Source organism: Kitasatospora sp. NPDC085895 (assembly GCF_040702125.1).
Classification (GTDB): domain Bacteria; phylum Actinomycetota; class Actinomycetes; order Streptomycetales; family Streptomycetaceae; genus Kitasatospora; species Kitasatospora arboriphila.
Map to the genome: position 1 here is coordinate 290,281 of NZ_JBFBJY010000001.1, position 21,802 is coordinate 312,082.

Genomic DNA, 21,802 nt, shown 5'->3' on the forward strand with positions numbered 1-21,802 from the left:
CCGCCGCGGACGGGCCGGCCCTCAGACCTCCGACTCCAGCGCGCGCCACACCCGCTCGAACACCCCGTAGACCTCGGCCCCGAACAGCACGAAGCGCACCTCGGCGACCTCGCCCGCCCGGCCTGCGGCCACCTCGCCCGCGACCGTCGTGAGGGCGATCCGCGCCGCGTCGTCCAGCGGCCACCCGTAGATCCCGGCGGAGATCGCCGGGAAGGCCACCGAACGCGCACCCAGCTCCACCGCGACCCTGAGCGACTCCCGATAGCAGGAGGCCAGCAGCCCAGCCCGCTCCGCCCGATCCTCCGCCAGGAACACCGGCCCCACGGTGTGCACCACCCACCGGGCCGGCAGCCGCCCGGCCGTCGTCGAGACGGCCCGGCCGGTCGGCAACCCCTTGCCGTAGTGCGAGGCCCGCAACCGACGACAGTCCGCCAGGATGTCCGGACCGCCCCTGCGGTGGATCGCGCCGTCCACCCCGCCGCCGCCCAGCAGCGACGAGTTCGCGGCGTTCACCACCACGTCCACCTGCTGATCCGTGATGTCACCCTGCACAAGCGTGATCTGCGTCACCGCCACCGACCTCCTGTCAGTCCCCTCCGCAGTCCTCCTCAGTCCCCCCTCGCAGGGCCCTCACGGTAATCGCGAACGCCGCCGAGAGCGTGGCAATAACCACAGCAGCGGCCGCCAGTCAGAGAAATCCCCGGAGATCACGTTATGGTCGCGAGAAGCTCCCCGACCCGCGGTGCCAGGCGGGCACTGCGCACGGACGTCAGCCGTTGGGCAGTCGGGGAAAGGAAGGATCGACCAATGCCCGCAACGGGAGACGGGCGGGCATCCGCTGCCGCTGCCAGGCTCGGCGCCGCCGATGCCGCGGACACCGCGCGCCGCGCGGGCACCGGAACGAGCACGCCCACCACCGACGCGGCCGGGCGCCCCGCCGCCGGCCGACCGGTCGCCCAGCGCGCCAAGGCGGCCGCGGAGACCGGCGTCCCCAGGTCGGCCCGCCCCGACGGGGCCCGCGAGCCGGCGCCGATACCGCATCCGCGGACGACCCCGTCCGAGCGGGGCGAGCCCTCCGACGAGGCGCCGTACCGGCTGCTGGTCGTCGCGGACACCGGCTCCGGGGACGTCAGCCTGATCGAGTCGCTGGTCGCCGAGAGCGGCGCCCGGGTCGAGCTGCACCGCGCCGGGGGCATCGAGGAGGCCGCCGCGCTGCTGGCCCCCGTCCCGATGGTCGCCCGGCGCACCCGCCAGCGCCCGGTGGACTTCAACTGCGTCCTGCTCGACCTCGCCGCCCCGGCCCACGGCCCCCGGGGCGGGCCCGCCGCCGACGAGCACTTCCCGTCCGACGGGCTGGACGGGCTGCGCGAGCTGCGCCGCCGCGCCCCGCACGTCGCCCTGGTCGTCCTCACCGACGCGGCCGGCGCCGAACTCGGTGCCGCGGCCGTGGCCGCCGGCGCCCAGGACTTCCTGGTCAAGCGCGAGACGGACGGCCCGCTGCTGGCCCGCGCCCTGCGGTACGCGGTCGAGCGCAAACGGGCCGACGAGTCGCAGCGCCGGCTCGTCGAGGCAGAACTCCGCGGCCAGGAGAACGCCCGCCTGCAGCGGCATCTGCTGCCGACCCCGCTGCTCGACGGCGCGGGCCTGGCCTTCACCCGCCGCTACCGGCCCGGCCGTCGCCGGGCGCTGCTCGGCGGCGACTTCTACGACGCCGTCCGCACCGACGACGGCACGGTGCACGTGGTCATCGGCGACGTCTGCGGGCACGGGCCGGACGAGGCCGCGCTCGGCGTGGCCCTGCGGATAGCGTGGCGGACTCTGGTCTTCGCCGGGCTCACCGGGCAGGAGCTGCTCACCACCCTCCAGCACGTGCTGGAGCACGAGCGGCGCAGCGACGAGATCTTCGCGACGCTGTGCATGCTGGTCCTCGTCCCGGGCGCGGAGACCGTCGGTGCCGACCCGGCCGACGGCACGGCCGTGGGCGTCACGGCCGCGGACGGCGCTGCCGGCACCCTGCCGGTCGAGACGGTGCGGCTGTTCCTGGCGGGCCACCCGGCGCCGCTGCTGCTCGGCCCCGACGGGCCGCCGCGGCTGCTGCCGGCGGACCAGGCCGGTCCGGCGCTGGGCCTGCTGCCCTGCGACGACGGGCTGGCCGCCTGGCCAGCGGTGGAGCTGGAGCTGCGGCCCGGGTGGAGTCTGCTGCTCTACACCGACGGCCTGGTCGAGGGCCGGGTCGGGGCCGGGTCGCGCCGGCTCGGCCAGGACGGTCTGATCGAGCTGATCGCCGACCACCACGCGACCGGGCTCACCCGGGGTCGGCTGGTCGACAGCGCGCTCGCCGAGGTCGAGGAGCTGAACGGCGGTGCCCTGACGGACGACGTCGCCGTGCTGCTGCTGGAGCGCAGTCCGGTGCCCGCCCTGATGGGCTGAACCACCGGACGCCGAGAGGGCGGCACCCTTGCGGGGGTGCCGCCCTCTCGGCGTGTCGTCGGACGGGGCGTCGTCGGGCGGACGCTCCTACCAGGGCCCGTACGGGCCGATGTTCCGCCGGTTGCCGCCGCCGCGGCCGTCGGTGAGCTGCTTGATCGCGGGCCGCACGTCGACCACGTAGACGATGGCCGCGACCAGGCCGATCAGGGTGAGGAAGTTGCCGAGGACGTTGGCGCCGAGGAGCAGGTCGATGCCGAGCGCGAGACCCAGCACGATCAGCCAGAAGCCCTTGGTCTTCTTGTCCGCGGCCCGGTAGGCGTCCTCGCGGCGGATCGCCGCGTCCACGAAGGCGAACAGCTTGAAGCCGATGATCGCGACGGACAACCACCAGAAGGGGTTGAGCACGTCGAAGAGCAGGATGTGGAACACTGCGGACTCCTCACTGCGGCCTCGGCTCCTCCGCCCATGGTGGCACGGCGGACGGCCCGCCTCGGGGACAACGATCCGAACCGCCCGGGCGTGCCCGGGACGGCGGACCTGCGGGCCTTCCCGTTACTTGCCGGTGGACTTGCGGGCGCGGGCGGCCTTCTTGGCGGTGGGTGCCGGCCCGTCCTGGGCACCCTCCTCGGGGGCCGTGGCCGGCTCGGCGTCGAGGGCGACCTCGGTCACCGCCGCCTCGGCGGCCACCTCGCCCGCGGGCTCGACGGTGCCGGTGCGGTTCTTCTCGACGACGGCCTTGCCGCGCTCGGCCAGCTCGTCGTAGGCCTCCTTGGCCTTGACCGCGAACTCGGCGGCACGGCCGACCTGCTGCAGGGCGAAGGTCTGGGCCTTCTCCTGGAGCTCCTTCAGGTCCTTGAGCTCGGCGGGCAGCGCGGTGACGGCCTCGGTGACCTTGCCCTGGGCCTCGACCAGCAGGCTCTGCGCCTCCTGCAGCCGGGCGGCGGCCTTCTCCTGGGCGGCCTTGCGGTCGGCGGCGAGGGCCTCGACCTTGCCGGGGACTTCGCGGAGCTTCTCGTAGGCGAGGTCGCCGGCGCCGGCGAGGGCGTAGAGCGGGGTCGGGTCGCTGAGGGTCTTCTTGATGTCGTCGGTGATCGGCATGGCCGGTCCTCCCGGGCGTCGCTGGTGCGTGCGGTGGTCTGGTGCGGTGCCGCGGCCGGGGCGCCGTCGCCCCGGCGGCGGGTCAGTCCTCTGCGGCAGGAGACGCGTCGGGCGCGGGCGCGCTCTCGCGGTTCTCCTTGAGGAAGGCGTCGTAGACGGCGAGCAGGGCCTGCTTCTGCCGCTCGTTGATCAGGGGGTCGGCGAGGATCGCGACGCGGAGTTCGAGCCCCTCCTCGCGCCGCTCCTCCAGGATTCCGGCCTGCACGTAGAGCGTCTCGGCCGAGATCCGCAGCGCCTTGGCGATCTGCTGCAGGATCTCCGCGCTGGGCTTGCGCAGTCCGCGCTCGATCTGGCTGAGGTAGGGGTTGGACACCCCGGCCGCCTCGGCCAGCTGCCGCAGCGAGAACTGCGCGTTCCGGCGCTGCTCGCGGATGTACTCGCCGAGCGAGCCGACGTTCAGTGAGGCCATGCCTCCAGCATGCACAGCGCCGCTTGCAATTGCAAGCACACTGCTAACTGCAGCAATCAGCGCGCCGCCCCCGGCCTGCCGCCGGTCACGGGCGGGGCGCCTTGGCGCCGTGGACGGCGGTGTACTCGGCGGCGAGCCAGGGGGCGAGGTCGGTCACCAGAAGGGCCGGCACGGCGGGGTCGGGGGTGGGGGTGCGGGCGGTCGCGGCGGCCAGGCGCATCTGGTCGGCGCGGGCGGGGTAGCGGGCGGCGAAGACCTCGGCGGACCGGGCGAGGTCGCTCGTCCAGCCGTTCCAGTCGGGCATGACCAGGGTGAATCCCGTCCGCACCAGCCGGCGGGAGATCCCCCGGGCGAGTCGCCGGCGCTCTTCCTCGTCCGGGTCGGCGGCCAGGCGTTCCCGCCAGCGGGGCAGGGCGAGCGCCAGGTCGCCGTTGGTCTCGCGGGCGAGCAGGCGGCTCGGCCGGTAGCGGGGCAGCTCCCGGGCGAGGTCGTCCCCGATCAGCGGGGTGCACAGGCAGGCCACGAAGAAACCCAGGTCGTGGCGCTCGAGCGGACCGAGCAGGGTGGCCGCGCCGTGGACGAGCACCCCGGCGCCGTCGACCACCGGGAAGTCCCGGTCGAGGCCGGCACCGAGGGCCTCGGCGTCGGCACGGTCGGCCCCGGTCGGCTCCCGGTGCAGGGCGAGCAGCAGGTCGAGGTCGGAGACCCCGGGGACGGCCGTCCCGCGCGGGATGCTGCCGTAGAGGTAGGCGCTGTGCAGCCGGTCGGCCCCGAAGAGGGCGGACGTCCGGGTGCGGACCGCGTCGACGAGCGGGCGGAAGGCCGTCGGGACGCGGTCGAGGGAGCCCTCGCGGGCGATGGTTCCGTCCTCGGCGAGCCCGCGGTCGTCCCGCTGCCCACCACCGGAGCCGTCCGAGCCGCCGGTCACGCGGACGCCCCGGCCCGGCGTTCGAGGTTGGCCGCCATGACGGCCAGGACGCGGACGGTCTCCGCGTACTGATCACGGGTCAGGCCGGCCAGGACGGCGGTCCGCAGCTCGGCGACCCGGGCCTCGACCGCGTCGTGGAGGTCGCGGCCGGCGGCGGTGAGGCGGAACGCACCGCCGTCCGCGGGTTCGGCCCAGCCGCGTGCCACCAGCCCGTCGGGGCCGTGCAGCGGGCCGCCGTCGCCGGCCCGCGCGCCGGTCCGGAACGGGGCGAGGGCGGCGGCGAGCCCGTCCGGCGCGTGCGGGCCGCCGGCCAGGGTGTGCAGCGCCTGCCACCGGCGCCGGTCGACGCCGAGGTCGGCGAGGTCGGCGGCGAACCCGTCCTCCAGGAGGTCGTGCAGGTGCTTCAGCCAGTAGCCGATGGGGCGGTCGGTCGGGTCGGCGGCCATGGCGGCTCCCTCGTATCCATGTAGAATGACATGTAATTGTTCTCCACTATGGACCGGGACGGCGATGGACCGCAAGGACGTTCCCGAGGCGCAGCCGGCGGCCGACGCACAGGTCGCCGAGATCGCCCGTGCGCTGGTGGCGCTGCGCCGCAGCCAGTCCCGGCGGGCGCTCGCCCGGCTCGCCGCCCACCGGACGGGACCGCCCGCCGGCGGCGCGTCGACCGCGCCGCCGGACGGCGTGGTGGAACTGCTGGACGCGGTGGAGGACGCCTCCGCGCTCACCGTGACCGAAGCGGCCGCCGCGCTCGGCGTGGACCAGCCGCGGGCCAGCCGGCTGGCCGCCCAGGCGCTGGCCGCGGGGCTGCTGCGCCGCGAGGCCGACCAGGCGGACGGCCGCCGTTCGCTGCTGCGGCTCACCGCGGACGGCCGGGCGCTGCTCGACCGGGTGCACGCCTTCCGCCGCGGGGTGGTGGCCGAGACCACGACCGGTTGGAGCCCGGAGGACCGCGCCGACCTGGCCCGGCTGCTGGGCCGCTTCGTCGCCGACTTCACCGCGGCCACCGGCACCGGCCGCCGCCCCGTCTGACGCCCCTGCCCGGACGGCCGTCAGCGGCGCGGGGCGATCCCGAGGCGGCGGGCCAGTTCGGGTGCCAGCGGGTAGGGGCGCTCGGGCGGCAGCAGCCGGACGGCCTGGGCGTTGCGCCCCGCCCGGATGAGCCCGGCGATCCGGTGCACCTGGGGCGTGAGGTCGGTGACCGAGACGGTCCACTCGTCGACCAGGGCGCCGATCATGCCGCGGCCCACCCCGATCTGGATGCTGTAGTGGTTGAGCGGGGCGCCCGCCGCGGACCGCTCCGGGTCCCACTGGACGTGCACGGCGGCCCGGGCGAGCACGTCCGGGTCCCCGGTGGTCGGGGCGGCGGCGGCCAGGGCGCTCTCCCAGCCCTCACGGGTCATCCGGACGGCCAGCACCCGCTCCTGCCCCGGCTTGCGGGCCCAGTTGCTGCGGTGCATCAGCCAGCGGAAGGAGGGCTTGATCCAGGTCATCCGGCCGCGCGAGAACGGTTCGACGAACCGCCCGGCGGCGACGGCCGGGCCGGCGATCGCCGGCCCGTACGCCTGGTAGACGACGATGGTGCGCTCGTCGAAGTCGGCGCGGATCTGGCGCAGTTCGGTCACCGGCCCACCCTGTCAGCCGGCCGCCCGGCCGCGCAGGGGGTTTTCCGCCGCACCGGCCGGACGGGGCGGGCGGCCGCGGGGCTACGCGGTCGGGGCCGGGACGGCGCAGGCCGCGGAGAAGCCCTGGCTGGTCAGGCCGAAGGCGCTGTTGATGCGCGAGCGGAAGTTCTCCAGCGCGGCCATGGCGGTGAGTTCGACGAAGGCGGCCTCGCCGAGCCGGGCGAGCAGGGCGGCGGCGAGTTCGTCGGTGACGGCGGGCTCGGTCTCGGTCACCGCCTCGGCGTAGGCCATCACCTGCTGTTCGAGTTCGGTGAACGCCTCGGTGTGCTCCCGCCACTGCGGCACCAGGGCGATCTTGTCGAGCGGCAGGCCGAGTCCGTCCGCGGCCCAGTGGCCGTAGTCCAGGCACCAGGAGCAGTTGATCCGGGCGGCGGCGGCCATCACGGCGAGGTGCTTGAGGCCGGGGTCGAGGGCGTTCCAGCGGGCGACGCCGCGCTCGGTGCGGACGAAGGTGAGCAGCACCCGGCTGTTGTGGCCGAGGGCGAGCCCGGGGTCGAGGACCTTGCCGTACGTCCGCCGGGAGTACCAGGCGCCGATGCGGTTGAGCAGGGTGCGGGGCGGGGTGAGCGGTATGCGGGCCATGGCCGTGCCTCCTGGGTCGTCGCGCTGTTCTCGCAAGGGGACGGCGCGGCGCCCGGAAACGTGACACCGGGCGGCCGGGGGCGCGGTGCGCTCAGCCCGTGCCGGTGAACCGCCGGTAGGCGGGGGCGAGGAGGTCGGCGAGGTCGCGGCCGCGCACGGTGCTGCCGGACGGGCCGAGCGGGTCCAGGGCGGGGGCCGCCGGGCGGTCGTCGCCGTCCGTGCGGAGGGTGAAGTCGCCGTCCCAGAAGGCGCGGTCCGCCCCGGCCGGGCCGGCGGCGGGGCGGGTGTCGGGACGTTCGGCGGGGCGTTCGGCGGTCATGGCGGCGGTCAGGCTCCGGTGGCGTCGGCGGAGAGGGTGAGCAGGTCGCGCAGGGCGTCGGCGGAGAGTTCGGTGATCCACTGCTCGCCCTCGCCGACGACGGTGCCGGCCAGGGTCCGCTTGGCCTCGACGAGGTCGGCGATCCGTTCCTCGACGGTGCCGGTGCAGACCAGCCGGCGGACCTGCACGCCGCGGCGCTGGCCGATCCGGTGGACCCGGTCGGTGGCCTGGTCCTCGACGGCCGGGTTCCACCACCGGTCGAGGTGGACGACCTGGTTGGCGGCGGTGAGGGTGAGTCCGGTGCCGCCGGCCCGCAGCGAGAGCAGGAACACCCCGGGCCCGTCGGGCTCCTGGAAGCGCCGGACGAGCCGCTCGCGCTCCGGCCGGGGCGTGCCGCCGTGCAGGTGGAGGACCTCGGTGCCGAGCCGCTCGGCGAGGTGGGGGCGGAGCCGGGCGGTGAACTCGGTGTACTGGCTGAAGACCAGGGTGCGCTCGCCGCCCGCGAGGGCCGCGGCGAGGATCTCCTCCAGCCGGTCGATCTTGCCCGAGCGGCCGGCCAGCGGGCCGCGGTCGCGGACGAGTTGGGCGGGGTGGTTGCAGACCTGCTTGAGCCGGCCGAGGGCGGAGAGCACCGCGCCCTTGCGTTCGACGCCGCGGGTCCCGTCGAGGCGCTGCATCAGGTCGGCGACCACCGCCCGGTAGAGGCCGGCCTGTTCGGCGGTGAGCCCGCACGGGACGGTGAACTCCTGCTTGGCGGGCAGGTCGAGGGCGATCGCGGGGTCGCTCTTGACCCTGCGCAGCAGGAACGGCCCGGCGAGCCGGCGCAGCCGTTCGGCGGCGGCCGGGTTGGCGTTCTGCTCGACGGGGACGGCGAAGCGTTCGCGGAAGGACTCGGCGCTGCCGAAGAGTCCCGGGTTGGCGAAGTCGAGGACGGCGTGGAGTTCGGCGAGCCGGTTCTCCACGGGGGTGCCCGTGAGGGCGATCCGCGGGCCGGAGGGCAGCGAGCGCAGGGCGCGGGAGCGGTCGGTGGCGGTGTTCTTGACGGCCTGGGCCTCGTCGGCGACGATCCGGCGCCAGCGGACGGCGGCGAGGTCGGCGGCGTCGCGGCGGACGGTGTCGTAGCTGGTCACGACGAGGTCGGCGGCCGCGGCGGTGCGGGCGGTGCCGCGTTCGGGGCCGTGGTGGAGCCGGACGCGCAGGCCGGGGGTGAAGCGGGCGGCCTCCCGCTGCCAGGTGCCGACCATGGAGGTCGGGCAGACCAGCAGGGTGGGTCCGGTGGCGCCCTCGGCGTGCTCGCGGGCGAGCAGGGCGAGCGTCTGGACGGTCTTGCCGAGTCCCATGTCGTCGGCGAGGACGGCGCCGAGGCCGAGTCCGCCGAGGGCGTGCAGCCAGTCGGCGCCGCGCCGCTGGTAGGGGCGGAGTTCGCCGTGGAATCCGGGCGGGGCGGCCTCGTCCGAGGTGGCGGCGGGGTCCGTGCCGGCGCGGCCGGCGAGCAGGTCGCCGATCGGTCCGTCGGCGTGGACGGCGGTGACGGGGAGACCGGCGACGTGCGCGGTCTCGTCGAGGGCGAGCCGGAGCAGGTCGGCGCGGTCCATGGTGCCGGTGGCGTGGCGGGTGAGGAAGGCGTGGGCGGCGCGGATCTGGGCGGTGTCGACCTCCGTCCAGCGGCCGCGGAGGCGGACGAGCCCTTGTTGGGCGGCGGCGAGTTCGGCGAGTTCGTCCTCGGTGAGGGGGGTGTCGCCGAGGGCGGCCTGCCAGCGGAAGGCGAGCAGGTCGTCGCGGTCGATGCGGGAGGGCCGGTCGACGGCGCCGGGGGTGGCGGTGCGGGCGGTGAGGGTGAGTCCGAGCCGGGGGCGGCGCTGCCACCAGGTGGGCAGCAGGATGCCGAAGCCGGCGCGGTCGAGTGCGGGGGCGGCGTCGCGGAGGAAGGCGAGGGCGCCGGCCCGGTCGAGGGCGAGGCCGGTGGGCCGGATCTCGCGGGCGGTGGTGCGCAGGGCGGGGTGGAGCAGGGCGGCCCGGTCGAGTTCGGCGGCGAGGGCGGCCGCGGGGTCGGGGACGGTGCGGGCGAGGGCGGCGTGGCCGGGACCCTGCGCCCACAGGTCGGCGGCGGGGACGAGCAGGGACGGCCGGTCGGCTGCCCGGAGCAGCAGGTCGAGCCGCCAGTCGTCGTCGGGGCGGCCCTCGGGTTCCTCCTCGGTGGGGCCGAGCGGTTCGACGAGCCGCAGCACCAGCCGGACGGCGGGGTCGGCGGGGACCCGGGCGTGCCAGGCGGCGAGGCGTTCGGCGAGTCCGTCCGGGACGGTGTCGAGGCGGCCGTCGGGGGCGTGCAGGGCGGTCAGCCAGGGGTCGTCGCCGGGTGGGGGCGGCAGGTCGGCGAGGGTGGCCCGGGCCTCCAGGTCGGTGAGGGTGTCGAGTGCGTCGGCGAGCAGGGTGTCGGCCCGGCGGCGGCCGGCGGCGGCCGCCGGGTCGGTGGCGAGGCAGACCCGCGGGCAGCCGGCGGCGAGGGCGGCGGCCTCGGCGCGGTCCTCGCCGTCGGGTGCGGGCCGCCAGCGGGCGTACGGGGTGCCGTCGGCCTCGTGGAGGGCGGGCAGGACGCGGCCGCGGCCGACCAGCCGCCAGGCGAGGTCGTGCACGGCGGTGAGCCAGCGCAGCGAGGAGCCGTACGCGAGTTCGGTGGGCGGGCCGTCGTCGGGTTGGCAGTGGGCGGTGGCGCGGTGCGGGTCGAAGAGGGCGCCGAGGAGTTGGGCGGTGTGCGGGCCTTCGAGGACGAGGACGGGGACCCGCCAGGGGGTGGGGGCGGCGCCCTGCGGGCGGGTGCCGGTGGGCAGTTGGGGCGAGGGGGCGGGGGCGCCGCCGAGCGAGGGCAGGTGCAGGGTCGCCCAGCGTTCGGCGGCCTGGGCGGCGAGCCAGCCGGGGCCGGGGCCGAGGCCGGCGAGCAGCCGGGCGACGGCGGCGGCGGGGAGGGCGTAGGGGTGTGCGGCGGGGCCGGCTCCGGGCCCGGGGCGGGTCGGCCGGTCGTGGTACGCGGCGCCGCTCTCGGCCCAGAGGGCGAGCCGGCCGCCGTCCTGCCAGAGGGCGTGCAGCGCGTCCATGGGTGGAACCTTCCGTGGGCCGACCGGTTCACCATAGCCGGGGGGTCTTTGGGGGCAGCCCGGCCGCCGTTCGCCGGCCGGACGAAACTGGTGGTTGAACTTTGAACCAGATGGGGTTATGGTGGAGCCAACAAGTTGAAGCCTAAACAATATGGCTTCGCACCAGAGGAGGAAGCCATGGGCATCTTCAGCCGCCGCAACGACACCGCCGTCGCCACCGCCCCGGCCGCCGTCAACGGCCCGGACCTGGGCCACCTGAGCGGCGAGTGGGCCATCGACCCCGCGCACAGCCGGATCGGCTTCGCCGTCCGCCACGCGATGGTGACCAACGTCCGGGGCGAGTTCACCGAGTACGACGGCAAGCTCAAGCTGGACGGCGCCGAGCCCGGCAACTCCTCCGCCGAGCTGGTCATCAAGGTCGCCAGCGTGGACACCAGCCAGGCCCAGCGCGACGAGCACCTGCGCACCGGCGACTTCTTCGCCGCCGAGACGTACCCGGAGATCCGGTTCACCTCCACCTCCGCCGAGCGGATCGGCGAGGACACCTACCGGATGACCGGTGACCTCACCATCAAGGACGTCACCAAGCCGGTCGTCCTCGACCTCGACTACACCGGCCACGCCACCGACCCGTACGGTGCCGCCCGGATCGGCTTCGAGGGCCGCACCACCGTGGACCGCACCGAGTGGGGCCTGACCTACAACGCCGCGCTGGAGACCGGCGGCGTGCTGATCGGCGAGAAGGTCAAGCTCACCTTCGACATCTCCGCCGTCAAGTCCGCCTGACGGCAGCACGGTTCGCGACACCCGGCCACGCCCCCGCCGACACCGACGGCGGGGGCGCCGCCGCGCCCGGGCCCGGTCGGCCCGCTCCGCCGTCGGCTACAGTCACAGGTCGAGCGGGGGGTACGGCCATGGAACTGCGGCAGCTGCACTGCTTCGTCGCCGTCGCCGAGGAACTGCACTTCGGCCGGGCCGCCGAGCGGCTGCTGCTCGGACAGCCCGCCGTCAGCCAGCAGGTCCGCCGCCTGGAGCGGGAGCTGAAGGTCGAGCTGTTCGACCGCTCGCCCCGCCACGTCCGGCTCACCCCGAGCGGAGAACGCTTCCTGCCCGCGGCCCGCGCCGTCCTGGACGCCGAACGGTCCGCGCGCGCCCTCGCCGCCACGCTCACCGCCCCGGACCGTCTCCGCCTCGGCACGGTCACCGGCCTCGGCACCCGCCTCGACCGCATCCTCGACGCCTACGAGCGGCACGCCCCCGGCGTGGAGGTGGAACTCTGCGCGCTGCCCGCCGCCGAGCGGCTGGCCCGGCTCGCCGACGGCCGGCTCGACGCCGCCTTCGTCCGCGGCGTCCCGCCGGAGCGGGACGGCGAGCTGCGCCTCCTCGCGCTCTGGGAGGACGAGTTGACCGTCGCGCTGCCCGCCCGGCACCCGCTCGCCGAGCAGGACACGATCGACCTCGCCGACCTCGCCGACCTCCCGCTGCGGCTCACCGAGCGGCGCAACCACCCCGCCCTGGTCGACCTGGTGACGGCCGCCTGCCGCGGGGCGGGCTTCGAGCCCGTCCCGGGCCCGGCCTCCGGCACCCTGCAGGACACCCTCGCCGCCATCGGCTCCGGCCCGGCCACCTGGACGGTGGTCTACACGGAGAACGCCCGCAGGACGGTGGCGGGCCGGGTGGCCTTCCGTCCGCTGCGCACCCCCCGCCTCGCCCTGCCCACCTCGCTGGCCGTCCGGCGCGGCGCACCGCTGCCCCGGCTGCTGCTCAGCGCCTGCCGGCAGGACCGGGCACAGTCCGCCGCGCCCCCGGAGAAAAGCCGCTGACCCGCAACGATCAGGGTTCGTGATCGCTGCCAGAGCCGATCGGGTCTGGGTCGCGGCCCACCCCCGGGTGTGGACTCCTCCCAGGAGGCCGGGCCGGGCGGAGGAGCCGCACCGGACGGCCGAGGACCGAGGAGAGCACCATGCCGATCGTCACCGTGCAGCAGGGCCCCCGCACCGTCGAGCTGAAGCGCGAGCTGGTCAAGAAGATCACCGACGCCTTCGTCGAGGCCTACGAGATCCCGGCCGAGACCGTCCAGGTGTGGATCCACGAGGTCCCGGCCGACAGCTGGGGCGCCGCCGGCACCCTGATCGCGGACAAGTAGCCGCGACCGCGCCGCCGGGGGCCGCGGGTCATCCCGTTCCGGGCAGCAGGGCGGCGTCCTCCGCCGGCAGCCAGCTGCCCGGCGGGCGCCGCAGCCAGCCCTCCCGGCGCCCCAGGTCCGCCGCCGCGGCGAGCAGCGCGGTCAGCCCGGGGTGGCGCAGGCCCAGCCGGTGCACCAGGCCCACCAGGCTGAGCGGCACCGGGTCGACCAGCGGCCGGGTGACGCACCCCGGCACTTCGGGTCCGCCGACGGTGGTCAGCACCGGCTCGCGGTGCCGGGCGAGGTAGCGGGCGAGCTCCGGCACGCCGACCGGCGGGGCGTGCCCGGGTGCGGCCGTCAGACCGTGCGCGGCCAGCAGGTCGAGCCCCAGGTCCGTCCACTCGGTGGTGGCCGGGTTGCCGGCCAGGACGTCCACGGGGTGGCCGGCCAGGGCCGCCACCGGGACGGCCGCCCGGCCGGCCAGCGGGTGGTCGGCCGGCAGGAAGACCGCCATCGGCTCCAGCCGGACGGGGACGTGCGCGAGTTGGGCCCGGACCCGGGCGGGCAGGCCGGGCTGCCGGCCGAAGGCCACGTCCAGCCGGTGCGCGAGCAACTCCGCCGCGGCGGCGGCCAGTCCGCCGTGGAACCGGGCGAGCAGCTCGGCCTCCGGCTCCGCGGCGCGGGCCGCGGCGAGCAGCCGGCCGGGGGTGAGGTCGACGCCGTCCACGTCGTTGCCGAGGTCGACCAGCAGGGGCCGGGCCCGGACGGCGGAGACGATCTCGTCGTGCAGGGCCAGCAGGCGGCGGGCCTGCGGCAGCAGGGCCTCCCCGGCCGGGGTCAGCTGGACGCTGCGCGTGGTGCGGTGGAACAGCACCACGCCCAACTGCCGTTCCAGCGCCCGGACGTCCCGGCTGAGCACCTGCTGGGCGAGGTGCAGCAGCGCGGCCGCCCGGCCGAAGTGGAGGGTCTCGGCGGTCGCGACGAATCCGCGCAGCAGCCGGGGGTGCAGGTCCTGGGGCATGATCACGGCAGCGTAGGCAACCGGCCTCCGATTGACAACGCAGGTGCGTGAATCGGGCCGAACAGGTGTTGGACCTGCGGCCCGCGCGGCGGCGAGGCTGGTGGCACCGCCGATCCTCGACCGGGAGACCCGTGTCCGCCTCGTACCGCCGCATCCTCGCCCTGCCCGGGGCGCTCGCCTTCACCCTCGCCGCGCTGCCGGCCCGCCTCGCGATGTCGATGAGCGGGGTCTGTGCCGTCGTCCTGATCTCGGAACGGCGCGCCTCCTACGCACTGGCCGGGGCCGTCTCCGCCGCCGGGATGGTCTCCCTCGCCGTCCTGCTGCCGCTGCTGGGCCGCCTGGTCGACCGGTACGGGCAGGCCCGGGTCGCGGTGCCCTCCGTCCTGGCGGCCGCGGTGCCGACGGCGGGGCTGCTGCTCTGCGTCCGGTCCGGCGCACCCGACTGGACGCTGTTCCTGTGCTGGGCGGCCTCCTCGACGGCGCCCAACGTCGGAGGGATGGTCCGGGCGCGCTGGGCGCACCTGCTGCGCGGCGACGAGGCCGGCCGGCACCTCGCCAACTCCCTGGAGCAAGCGCTGGACGAGCTCTGCTTCATGCTCGGCCCGGTGCTGGCCGTCCTGCTCTGCCGGGCGTTCACCCCGGAGACCGGGCTGCTCGCCGCGGGGGTGCTCTGCACGGCCGGTGTGCTGCTGCTGGCCGTGCAGCGCGGCACCGAACCACCGCTCGCCCCGGCGTCCGCGGGCGCTGCCGGCGGGGAGGGGACGAGCGGGGCCGGCCGGCCGGCGGGCGGGCGCGGCGGCCTCCGGGTGCTGCTGCCGATGTTCCTCGCCACCGGGGTGGTGTTCGGCTCGATGGAGGTCACCACCATCGCGTACACCGACGCGACCGGGCACGGCTCGCTGGCCGGGCTGCTGCTGGGCCTGGTGGCGGCCGGATCGTGCGTGTCGGGGCTGGTGTCCGGGCTGCTGCGGCCGCGCCGCGGGCCGGCCGCCCGGCTGCTCGGCGGGGTCGCGGCGATGGCCGGCCTGATGCTGCTGCCCGCGGCGGCCGGGCTCTTCGGCGCGGGGCCCGCGGTGCTGGCGGCGGCTCTCTTCCTGGCGGGTTCGGGCACCGCGCCGACCATGGTGAGCGGGATGACGCTCGTCCAGCGGCTCGTGCCGGCCGGCCGGTTGAACGAGGCGATGGCCGCGGCGGTCTCGGCGATCCTGGTCGGCATCTCGGCCGGCTCGGCGATCGGCGGCGCGGTCGCCCAGCGCCTCCCCGCGGGCGCCGGCTACCTCGTCCCGGCCGCGGCCGCGGCCACCGCCCTGCTGATCGCCGCGACCGGCGCCCGCCGGCTGCGCGCCGCGGCCCCCTCCCCCGCCGAGCGCCGGACCACCGACCGGGCCGTACCCGCTGCGGCCTGCGTCGACTGACCCCACCGCACGCACGAAACCCCGGCACCCGCCCGTCCCACCGGCCACCGGCACCGCAGGCCGTCGCCGAAGGGACCACGCCCCTGCACGCAGACACCACCGCGCCGTCCCGGCCACCCCCCGGCCGACCCCGCGTCACCCGCCGCGCGCCGGCGGAAATCCCCGTGCCCGCTGTCGGCGCCGGGCGTTAGCGTCGCGGGCATGACCGCAGGGATCACGTACGTACGGGGGGACGCCAGTGCGCCGCAGGGCGCCGGGGTCAAGGTGATCGCGCACGTCTGCAACGACCTGGGCGGCTGGGGCAAGGGCTTCGTGCTGGCGCTGTCGCGGCGCTGGCCGGAGCCGGAGGCCGCCTACCGGGCGTGGCACCGCGACCGGGCCCGGAACGGCTTCGGGCTCGGCGCGGTGCAGTTGGTCCAGGTGGAGAGGTACGTCTGGGTGGCGAACCTCGTCGGCCAGCGGGGCATCCGCACGGGCCGCTCCAGCGGGGTGCCGGTGCGGTACGAGGCGATCGACGCGGGGCTGGCGGAGCTCGCCGGGCACGCCCTGCGGCTGGGGGCGTCGGTGCACATGCCGCGGATCGGCTGCGGGTTGGCCGGCGGCCGCTGGGAGCGGGTGGAGCCGCTGGTCCGCGCCCGGCTGGCCGAGCAGGGAGTGGCCGTGACGGTCTACGACCGGTGAGCCGGCCGGGGCCAGCTGTACTCGTACTCGGTGACCTCGTGGCCGCCGGGGAACACCGCGGTCCGTTCGGCGGTGCGCACCCCGCCCTCGCGCTCGTAGAAGGCGACGGCGCGGTGGTTGTCGCGCAGCACCTCCAGGCGGAGGGCGGCGGGTGCGGCGCGGTCGAGGGCGGCGCGCAGCAGCCGGGTGCCGATGCCGCCGCCGGTGCGGCCGGGGCGGACGTGCAGGTTGTCGAGCAGGACGCGGCCGTCGGGTTCGGGCACCAGGTAGGCGAAGCCGACCGGTGCGCCGCCGGGCTCCTCGGCGAGCAGCAGGACGGGGGTGTGCTCGGGGCCGCCGTAGTCGGCGGTGAGGCGCAGCTCCCAGATCTCCAGGCGCTGGGCGGGCGGTCCGTCGCCGAGCGCCTCCGCGGGGACGAGGCCGGCGTAGGCCGTACGCCGGCTGTCGGCGTGCAGGGCCGCGACGGCGGGGGCGTCGGCGGGTCCGCCCTCGCGGACGGTGATCTCGGCGGTCATGTCCCGAGCCTTTCACGGCCCGTCGGGGCCCGGTCCGGCGCGGCCGCGGCCGGTTCCGCTTGAAGTCGTCCCGGGCACGGCCCTAGAGTCTCCCGGAGCAGGTTTTGAACGCGTTCGAAACCTGCTCGGGTGGACCGCACCGGGTACGGAGGGGAGATCCGGTGCGGTCCGCCCGACCCGCGCCGCCCGGGCCGGGCGGGACACCCCCCGCGCCCGGCTAGGCTCAGGGCCGTGGACGAGCAGAAGGGCGGCACCCCAGGCATGGACGAGAGCGCCCAGGACGCCGGGCTCGGGGCGGAGCTCCCGGGTGGCCGGGCGCGCCCCAAGACCGGCAAGAGCGAGCAGACCCGGGCGCTGATCCTCGAGACCGCGATGCGCCTGTTCCAGGAGCGCGGCTACGAGAAGACCACCATGCGCGCGATCGCGGCCGAGGCCGGGATCTCGGTCGGCAACGCGTACTACTACTTCGCCTCGAAGGAATTCCTCATCCAGGGGTTCTACGACGGGATGACGGTCGAGCACGCCGTGGACGCCGCGCAACGGATGCAGGGCCACACCGAGTTCGCCGACCGGCTGCACCTGGCGCTGTCCTCCTGGTTGGACACCGCCGCGCCGTACCACGAGTTCGCCGCCCAGTTCTTCCGGACGGCCGCCGACCCGAACAGCTCGCTCAGCCCGTTCGCCAACGAGTCGCACCGGGCCCGGGCCACCGCCGTCGGGCTCTTCCGGGACGTGCTGACCGGCTCCGACGTCGCGCCCAAGCTGGACAAGGAGCTGGCCGAACTGCTGCCGGACCTGCTCTGGCTGCACCTGATGATCATCGTGCTGTACTGGGTCTTCGACCACACCCCCGGCCAGGAGCGCACCCGCGAGTTCGTCCGCCGGTCCACCCCGATGGTCGCCAAGGTGGTCGTGCTCTCCCGCTACCGGGTGTTCCGCCCGCTGGTGCGGGACGTGAAGGGCCTGATCCAGGACTTCATCCTGCCGACGATAGGCCGCACCGCGACCTGAGGCCCCCGGCCGGCGTCCCGCGCCGGCCCGGGGCCCACCGGTCAGAAGCCGTCCGGGTTCCAGGCCTGTACGGCGGTGCGCAGCAGCAGGTCGGCCCGGTCCGCCGCGCCGCCGGTCAGCTCGGCCAGCAGGCCTGCCGCGTGCAGCCGGACGGCGGACTCGGTGCCCAGGTACAGCGCGGCGAGCGCCGAGGCGTCCAGCGCGAGGTCGGGGGCCTGTTCGGTCGGGGTACAGCGGCCGGTGCCGTCGGCGGCGGTCTCCAGCGCCCAGCGGCCGGCCGCGAAGCCGTCCGGGTCGGCGACCTCCAGCACCAGCCGGCCGGGGGCGCGGTAGCTGCGGGCGGTGAACGCGGCGGGCAGGTCGAGCAGCCGCAGCCAGAGGAAGTCGGAGCTGTCCCGCCCGGGGACGGCCGCGCGGGGGTCGGTGAGCAGCAGCGGCAGCGGGTCGTCGGGCGCGAGGTTGCCGATCGCGACGGTGCGGACCCAGTCCACCGAGAACGCCAGGCGCCACAGCGCCACGGCGGCCTCGCGGTCCAGCGCCAGGAAGTCCTGGACGGTGAGGGTGCAGTTCGGCAGGTTGCCCTCCCACACGTCGTCCACCGTGTAGGCGATCAGACCGGTGACGGTGCCCTCGGCGTCGCGGTGCAGCGCGAGGAAGGGCTCCTTCCAGTCGAAGCCGGGCAGGGTGACCTCGCCGGTGTGCAGCTTCCACCAGGTGTCGCTGCGGCCGATCGCGCCGGGCTGCCGCCGCCGCCAGCGCTCGTGCAGTTCGGCGCCGTGCTTGCGGGCCTCGGCCATGGTGACGAAGTCGGTCCGCCCGCCGGAGGCGGGCAGGTCCTCGCGGAGTCGGCCGCGGCCGAGGTCGACCGTCCAGGACTGGTTGCGGGTGGCAGGGCCGAAGCCGTACCTGCCGTAGATGGGGTGCTCGGCGGCGATCAGGATCGCCGCGGCGCTGCCGCGCTCCTTCGCGGCCGCGAGGTCCTGCCCCATCATCCGGCGGAGCAGGCCGCGGCGGCGGTGGGTGGAGTTGACCGTCACGGCGGTGATCGCGTCGACCGGCAGCAGGGCGCCGCCGGGCACGGTGAGCCCGGTGTCGAAGCTGCGGAAGGTGGCCACGCAGCGGGACGGGTCGTACGGGTCGAAGGCGCCGAGGAAGCGGCCCGGCTCGAAGGTCAGCCGTCGGTACTCGGTGCCCTCGGCCAGGTGCGGGCGGAGGAATCCGCGGGCCACCGCACGGTCCCACAGCGGGAGTTCGTCCTCGGTGACGGCCCGGACCTCGACGGCGTCCGGCGCGGTCGGCCGCCCCTCGGTGTGCCGGCCGGCCCCGGCCGGTGCGTCCTTGCTCATCCGGCCACGGTACGGCGGGTCCCGGGGGCCGGCATCCGAATTTCGGCGCGGCCCGCGGCCCGCGGCACCGGCGGCGGTCACCTCCCGCGCCCCGGGCGCGGCCCGGCGGTCAGCCCTGCCGGCGCGGCTGCGGGTGCGGCAGCTTCGGGTGGCGGTAGGGGGCGTACGGCTCGGGGGACTCCGCGGCGGACGGACGGGCCGCGTACACCCGCTGCCGGCCGGCCCGGACGGTCCGCCGGCGGGCGTGCGCCAGGGCCTGGCGCTCCGGCTCCGGCGGTGCGGCCGGGTGGCCGGCGGGCAGCACCGCGGCGGCCCCTCCGGCCCGCCGGGCGGCGGCCAGCGCGGCGGCCCGCCGGTCGGCGAGCCGGGCCGAGCGGCGGGCGAGCGCCCGGGCGTGCTGCACGTCGAGGTGGGCGGTGGCCCGGGCGGCCATCCGCTCGGCGACCCGGTGGGTGGCGGTGTGGTGCGCGGGCACCTTGTCCGGGGCGCCCGCGATCAGGTCGAACAGCCAGGTGCGGGCCACGTCGGCGCGGGCGTGCAGCCGCCGCTCGCGGCGCACCGCGCGCTGCATCCGGCGCGGCCGGGAGGGGTAGCGCCAGCGGGCCCACGGGCTGCCCGGCCTGGCGAGGCGGACGGCACCGACCCAGGCGAGGCCGGGCACCATGATGCCGAGCAGGCCCGTCCACATCTTGCCCTTGACCAGGGCGACCACCGAGACCAGCGCGTTCACCGAGATCACCGCGACCAGGCCCCACCGGCCCTCGCCCGTCGCGGAGGTCTGGCCGGGCACGACGCCGAGCGGGACGTAGCCGGTGAGCAGCAGCGCCGTGCCGAGCAGGACGAGCACCACGGCGTCCACGGACTTGCGGCCCTGTTCGCTCCAGTAGACGTCGTCCAGGTGCAGGATCAGCGCGAACTCGTCCAGCACCAGGCCGCAGCCGATGCCGAAGCACAGCCCGAACCAGTCGATCCAGGGGTGGCCGCCGTTGGTGGCGAACACCCCGATCCCGCCGACCAGCAGGAAGCCCAGCCCGAACACCATGTGGTGGATGTGGAGTCCGCCCGGGGTGATGTTGCCCGGCCACCAGCGCACCTGGGCGCGGATCATCCGCACGCTGAAGCGGATGCCGACGAAGGACACGATGAAGCCGACGAGCAGCAGGAAGAGCGGCTGCTTGTGCGCGTCGACGATGTGCTCGCGGTAGCCGTCCAGCAGGTCGTTGATCACGGGTGGTGCCTTCGTTCTCGGGTGGTGCTCCGGGGCGTCGAGGGGCCAACGACCGGTCAGAACCCGCGGGTGCGTTTGGCGGCCCGGCGGGGGACGAGCAGGTGGGGCGCGAGCGGATCGGTCGCGCCGGGGGTCTTCAGGAAGAGCCGGGCGACCTCGCCTCCCAGGTTGACGCCGACCGCCAGGGCCATCGCCAGCGCGGCGGCCCGGGTGACCGAGACCAGCCCGGCGCTGGCGTGCCCCTGCGCGAAGGCCAGCATGCCGAGGTAGAGCGCCGAACCGGGCATCAGCGGGCCGATCGCCGCCGTCACGTACGGCAGCGCGGAGGCCCGCCGGTAGCGGGCCGTCAGCTGGCCGAACAGGCCGACCAGGCCGGCCGCGGCGCCGGTCGCCGCGATCGGCGAGACCCCGGCGTTCGTCAGCACGCCGTACGTCGACCAGCCGATGCCGCTCATCAGCACGGCCATCGGCAGCGTCCGCCGCTCGGTCTGCAGCAGCACCGCGAAGGCCAGCGCCAGCACCATCGCGGCGAGCAGCTGGATCGGCGGGTCGACGGCGCCGCCGATCGACTCGTCCGGGCGGAGCTTCGCGTTGTAGTTGACGCCGAGGTAGAGCACCGACATCACGCCGATCACGATGCCGGCGATCAGGTAGAGCACCTCCAGCAGGCGGGCGGCGGCGGTGATGTAGAAGCCGGTCAGGCCGTCCTGGACGGCGGAGACCAGCGCCCGGCCGGGCAGCAGCGCGAACAGGCCGCCGGTGATCACCACCGAGCCGCGCAGGTGCAGGTCGTTGAAGGAGAGCACGATGCCGATCAGCGCGGCCGGCGTCGCCGCGACCACGAACTGGTAGAACTCCGGCAGCCCGCGCCGGGCGATCGTCGAGGCCAGCCGGTCGCCGACCACCGCGGCGAGGAAGGCGCCGGCGAACACCAGCCACGCCTTGCCGTCGATCCGCCCGCCGACCAGGAAGGTCGCCGCGCCCGCCAGCAGTCCGGTGGCCAGCGCCAGCAGCCAGACCGGGTAGGGGTGCCGGTTGCGGCGGATCACGGCGAGCCGTCGGTAGGCGTCGTTGACCGGGATCTTCTCCGCCGTGATGTCCGCGACCAGCCGGTGCACCGCGGCCAGCCGGGTGTAGTCCGAGGTGCGCCGGCGGACCGTCCGGGCGGCGCTCACCGGCGGGTCGATCAGCGACGGGTGGTAGGAGATGGAGATCAGCGTGAAGGTGACCTGCGGCTCGCAGTGGTCCAGCCGGTAGGCGTGCGCGATGCCCAGCATCGCCGCCTCGACGTCCTCGGCGGCCTCACCGCTGGCGAGCAGCAGTTCGCCGATCCGCAGCGTGAGGTCGAGCACCCGGGGGACGTGCCGGGCGGCCGACGGGTGCAGGTCGCGCGGGGTCCGCTCGAAGGCGGGCCGCTCGGTCATCGGGGTGCGCAGCAGGGTGCGCATCCGGTCCGGCCAGGGCGCGGACCCGGGGGCGCCCGCCTGCAGCTCGGAGAGGTCCACGCCGTGCGCCGGGGTGTAACCGGCGGCGCGCCAGTCCTCCGGCGTGAGGGTGTCCTCGGGTCCGCCGGCGGGGGCGAGCAGGCCCTCCGTCGGCGGGGGCGGCGGGGCGAGCGGCACCGCGGTCCGCGGCGACGCGGCGGGGACGGCGGGCCCGAGCAGGCCCTCGGTGGGCGGCGCCTGCCCGGCCGGGCCGCGGACGGCCCGCTCCGGTGCCCGGTCCGCGGGCGCCGCAGCAGGGGCCGGGGCGGGCCGTCCGCGGCCGCCCCTGGCCTTCTTGCCGCCGCCCGGCCGGCCCCGCTTCGGCACGTCCGCCACTCCTCGCCGCCCCTGGTGGCCGCGCCGGCCACGCTCC

Annotated in this window: 23 protein-coding genes; 8 read left to right on the forward strand and 15 right to left on the reverse strand. The window is 76.2% G+C overall.

The features are described 5' to 3' along the window. Positions 1-21: 21 nt before the first annotated feature. On the reverse strand, positions 22-570 hold the full coding sequence (locus AB0442_RS01380) for an O-acetyl-ADP-ribose deacetylase (protein ID WP_366159922.1): 549 nt from the start codon (positions 568-570) through the stop codon (positions 22-24). 237 nt (positions 571-807) lie between these two features. On the opposite strand from AB0442_RS01380, the gene AB0442_RS01385 reads away from it, so the two are divergent. Continuing rightward, on the forward strand, positions 808-2,430 hold the full coding sequence (locus AB0442_RS01385; RefSeq protein WP_366159888.1) for a SpoIIE family protein phosphatase: 1,623 nt from the start codon (positions 808-810) through the stop codon (positions 2,428-2,430). An 87-nt stretch (positions 2,431-2,517) separates the two neighbouring features. On the opposite strand, the gene AB0442_RS01390 is transcribed toward AB0442_RS01385, so the two are convergent. The 5 genes from AB0442_RS01390 to AB0442_RS01410 all read right to left on the reverse strand — a co-directional run bounded on the left by AB0442_RS01390 (position 2,518) and on the right by AB0442_RS01410 (position 5,371). Then, a complete protein-coding gene (locus tag AB0442_RS01390; RefSeq protein WP_363543489.1) occupies positions 2,518-2,859 on the reverse strand; it encodes a DUF2516 family protein in 342 nt (113 codons plus the stop codon). A gap of 123 nt (positions 2,860-2,982) precedes the next feature. Continuing rightward, the gene (locus tag AB0442_RS01395; RefSeq protein WP_366159889.1) at positions 2,983-3,528 is read right to left on the reverse strand and encodes a hypothetical protein; all 546 of its coding nucleotides are present in this window, start codon (positions 3,526-3,528) and stop codon (positions 2,983-2,985) included. 82 nt (positions 3,529-3,610) lie between these two features. Continuing rightward, complete coding sequence (locus AB0442_RS01400; RefSeq protein ID WP_344625233.1) at positions 3,611-3,997, reverse strand: helix-turn-helix transcriptional regulator; 387 nt, start codon at positions 3,995-3,997, stop codon at positions 3,611-3,613. 85 nt (positions 3,998-4,082) lie between these two features. Then, positions 4,083-4,925, reverse strand: coding sequence for a nucleotidyltransferase domain-containing protein (locus AB0442_RS01405; RefSeq protein WP_366159890.1), 843 nt, complete (start codon positions 4,923-4,925; stop codon positions 4,083-4,085). Beyond that, complete coding sequence (locus AB0442_RS01410; protein WP_366159891.1) at positions 4,922-5,371, reverse strand: MarR family transcriptional regulator; 450 nt, start codon at positions 5,369-5,371, stop codon at positions 4,922-4,924. The genes AB0442_RS01405 and AB0442_RS01410 overlap by 4 nt, the downstream gene beginning before the upstream one ends. Positions 5,372-5,435: 64 nt before the next feature. Between AB0442_RS01410 and AB0442_RS01415 the strand changes: the two genes are divergently transcribed. Continuing rightward, the gene (locus tag AB0442_RS01415) at positions 5,436-5,957 is read left to right on the forward strand and encodes a MarR family winged helix-turn-helix transcriptional regulator (protein WP_366159892.1); all 522 of its coding nucleotides are present in this window, start codon (positions 5,436-5,438) and stop codon (positions 5,955-5,957) included. A 20-nt stretch (positions 5,958-5,977) separates the two neighbouring features. Here AB0442_RS01415 and AB0442_RS01420 read toward each other — a convergent pair whose 3' ends face one another. From AB0442_RS01420 to AB0442_RS01435, 4 genes are all read right to left on the reverse strand, one after another. After that, positions 5,978-6,550, reverse strand: a complete 573-nt coding sequence (locus AB0442_RS01420; protein ID WP_366159893.1) for a DUF4291 domain-containing protein — start codon at positions 6,548-6,550, stop codon at positions 5,978-5,980. Positions 6,551-6,631: 81 nt separating this feature from the next. Next, positions 6,632-7,192 (reverse strand): carboxymuconolactone decarboxylase family protein, encoded by a 561-nt coding sequence (locus tag AB0442_RS01425; RefSeq protein WP_363543500.1) that lies wholly within the window; start codon positions 7,190-7,192, stop codon positions 6,632-6,634. A gap of 91 nt (positions 7,193-7,283) precedes the next feature. Then, on the reverse strand, positions 7,284-7,511 hold the full coding sequence (locus AB0442_RS01430) for a hypothetical protein (protein ID WP_366159894.1): 228 nt from the start codon (positions 7,509-7,511) through the stop codon (positions 7,284-7,286). Between the two features lie 8 nt (positions 7,512-7,519). Next, complete coding sequence (locus tag AB0442_RS01435) at positions 7,520-10,603, reverse strand: DEAD/DEAH box helicase (protein ID WP_366159895.1); 3,084 nt, start codon at positions 10,601-10,603, stop codon at positions 7,520-7,522. 177 nt (positions 10,604-10,780) lie between these two features. Here AB0442_RS01435 and AB0442_RS01440 point away from each other — a divergent pair, with 177 nt between their 5' ends. The 3 genes from AB0442_RS01440 (at position 10,781) to dmpI (ending at position 12,749) form a co-directional block, all read left to right on the forward strand. Next, positions 10,781-11,389, forward strand: coding sequence for a YceI family protein (locus tag AB0442_RS01440; RefSeq protein ID WP_366159896.1), 609 nt, complete (start codon positions 10,781-10,783; stop codon positions 11,387-11,389). A gap of 128 nt (positions 11,390-11,517) precedes the next feature. Beyond that, on the forward strand, positions 11,518-12,426 hold the full coding sequence (locus AB0442_RS01445) for a LysR family transcriptional regulator (RefSeq protein ID WP_366159897.1): 909 nt from the start codon (positions 11,518-11,520) through the stop codon (positions 12,424-12,426). Between the two features lie 38 nt (positions 12,427-12,464). Continuing rightward, entirely contained in the window at positions 12,465-12,749 is a 285-nt protein-coding gene (dmpI, locus tag AB0442_RS01450) for a 4-oxalocrotonate tautomerase DmpI (RefSeq protein ID WP_359979005.1), read from the forward strand. A gap of 28 nt (positions 12,750-12,777) precedes the next feature. Here dmpI and AB0442_RS01455 read toward each other — a convergent pair whose 3' ends face one another. Continuing rightward, entirely contained in the window at positions 12,778-13,749 is a 972-nt protein-coding gene (locus AB0442_RS01455) for a LysR family transcriptional regulator (protein WP_366159898.1), read from the reverse strand. 131 nt (positions 13,750-13,880) lie between these two features. Here AB0442_RS01455 and AB0442_RS01460 point away from each other — a divergent pair, with 131 nt between their 5' ends. Further along, entirely contained in the window at positions 13,881-15,164 is a 1,284-nt protein-coding gene (locus AB0442_RS01460; RefSeq protein WP_366159899.1) for an MFS transporter, read from the forward strand. Between the two features lie 201 nt (positions 15,165-15,365). Then, positions 15,366-15,845 carry a macro domain-containing protein gene (locus tag AB0442_RS01465; protein ID WP_366159900.1) on the forward strand — a complete coding sequence of 160 codons (480 nt, stop codon included), beginning with the start codon at positions 15,366-15,368 and terminating at the stop codon, positions 15,843-15,845. Here AB0442_RS01465 and AB0442_RS01470 read toward each other — a convergent pair. Continuing rightward, a complete protein-coding gene (locus AB0442_RS01470; protein ID WP_366159901.1) occupies positions 15,833-16,360 on the reverse strand; it encodes a GNAT family N-acetyltransferase in 528 nt (175 codons plus the stop codon). The two genes, AB0442_RS01465 and AB0442_RS01470, sit on opposite strands and share 13 nt — an antisense overlap. A 231-nt stretch (positions 16,361-16,591) precedes the next feature. Between AB0442_RS01470 and AB0442_RS01475 the strand changes: the two genes are divergently transcribed. Beyond that, positions 16,592-17,371, forward strand: coding sequence for a TetR family transcriptional regulator (locus tag AB0442_RS01475; protein WP_366159902.1), 780 nt, complete (start codon positions 16,592-16,594; stop codon positions 17,369-17,371). Between the two features lie 41 nt (positions 17,372-17,412). Here the strand turns inward: AB0442_RS01475 and AB0442_RS01480 are convergent, their stop codons facing one another. From AB0442_RS01480 to AB0442_RS01490, 3 genes are all read right to left on the reverse strand, one after another. Continuing rightward, complete coding sequence (locus AB0442_RS01480; protein ID WP_366159903.1) at positions 17,413-18,717, reverse strand: GNAT family N-acetyltransferase; 1,305 nt, start codon at positions 18,715-18,717, stop codon at positions 17,413-17,415. 109 nt (positions 18,718-18,826) lie between these two features. Next, positions 18,827-19,945: a hypothetical protein gene (locus AB0442_RS01485; RefSeq protein ID WP_366159904.1), complete on the reverse strand. Its 1,119-nt coding sequence runs from the start codon at positions 19,943-19,945 to the stop codon at positions 18,827-18,829. Positions 19,946-20,001: 56 nt separating this feature from the next. Then, a complete protein-coding gene (locus tag AB0442_RS01490) occupies positions 20,002-21,756 on the reverse strand; it encodes a threonine/serine exporter family protein (protein WP_366159905.1) in 1,755 nt (584 codons plus the stop codon). Positions 21,757-21,802 lie beyond the last annotated feature (46 nt).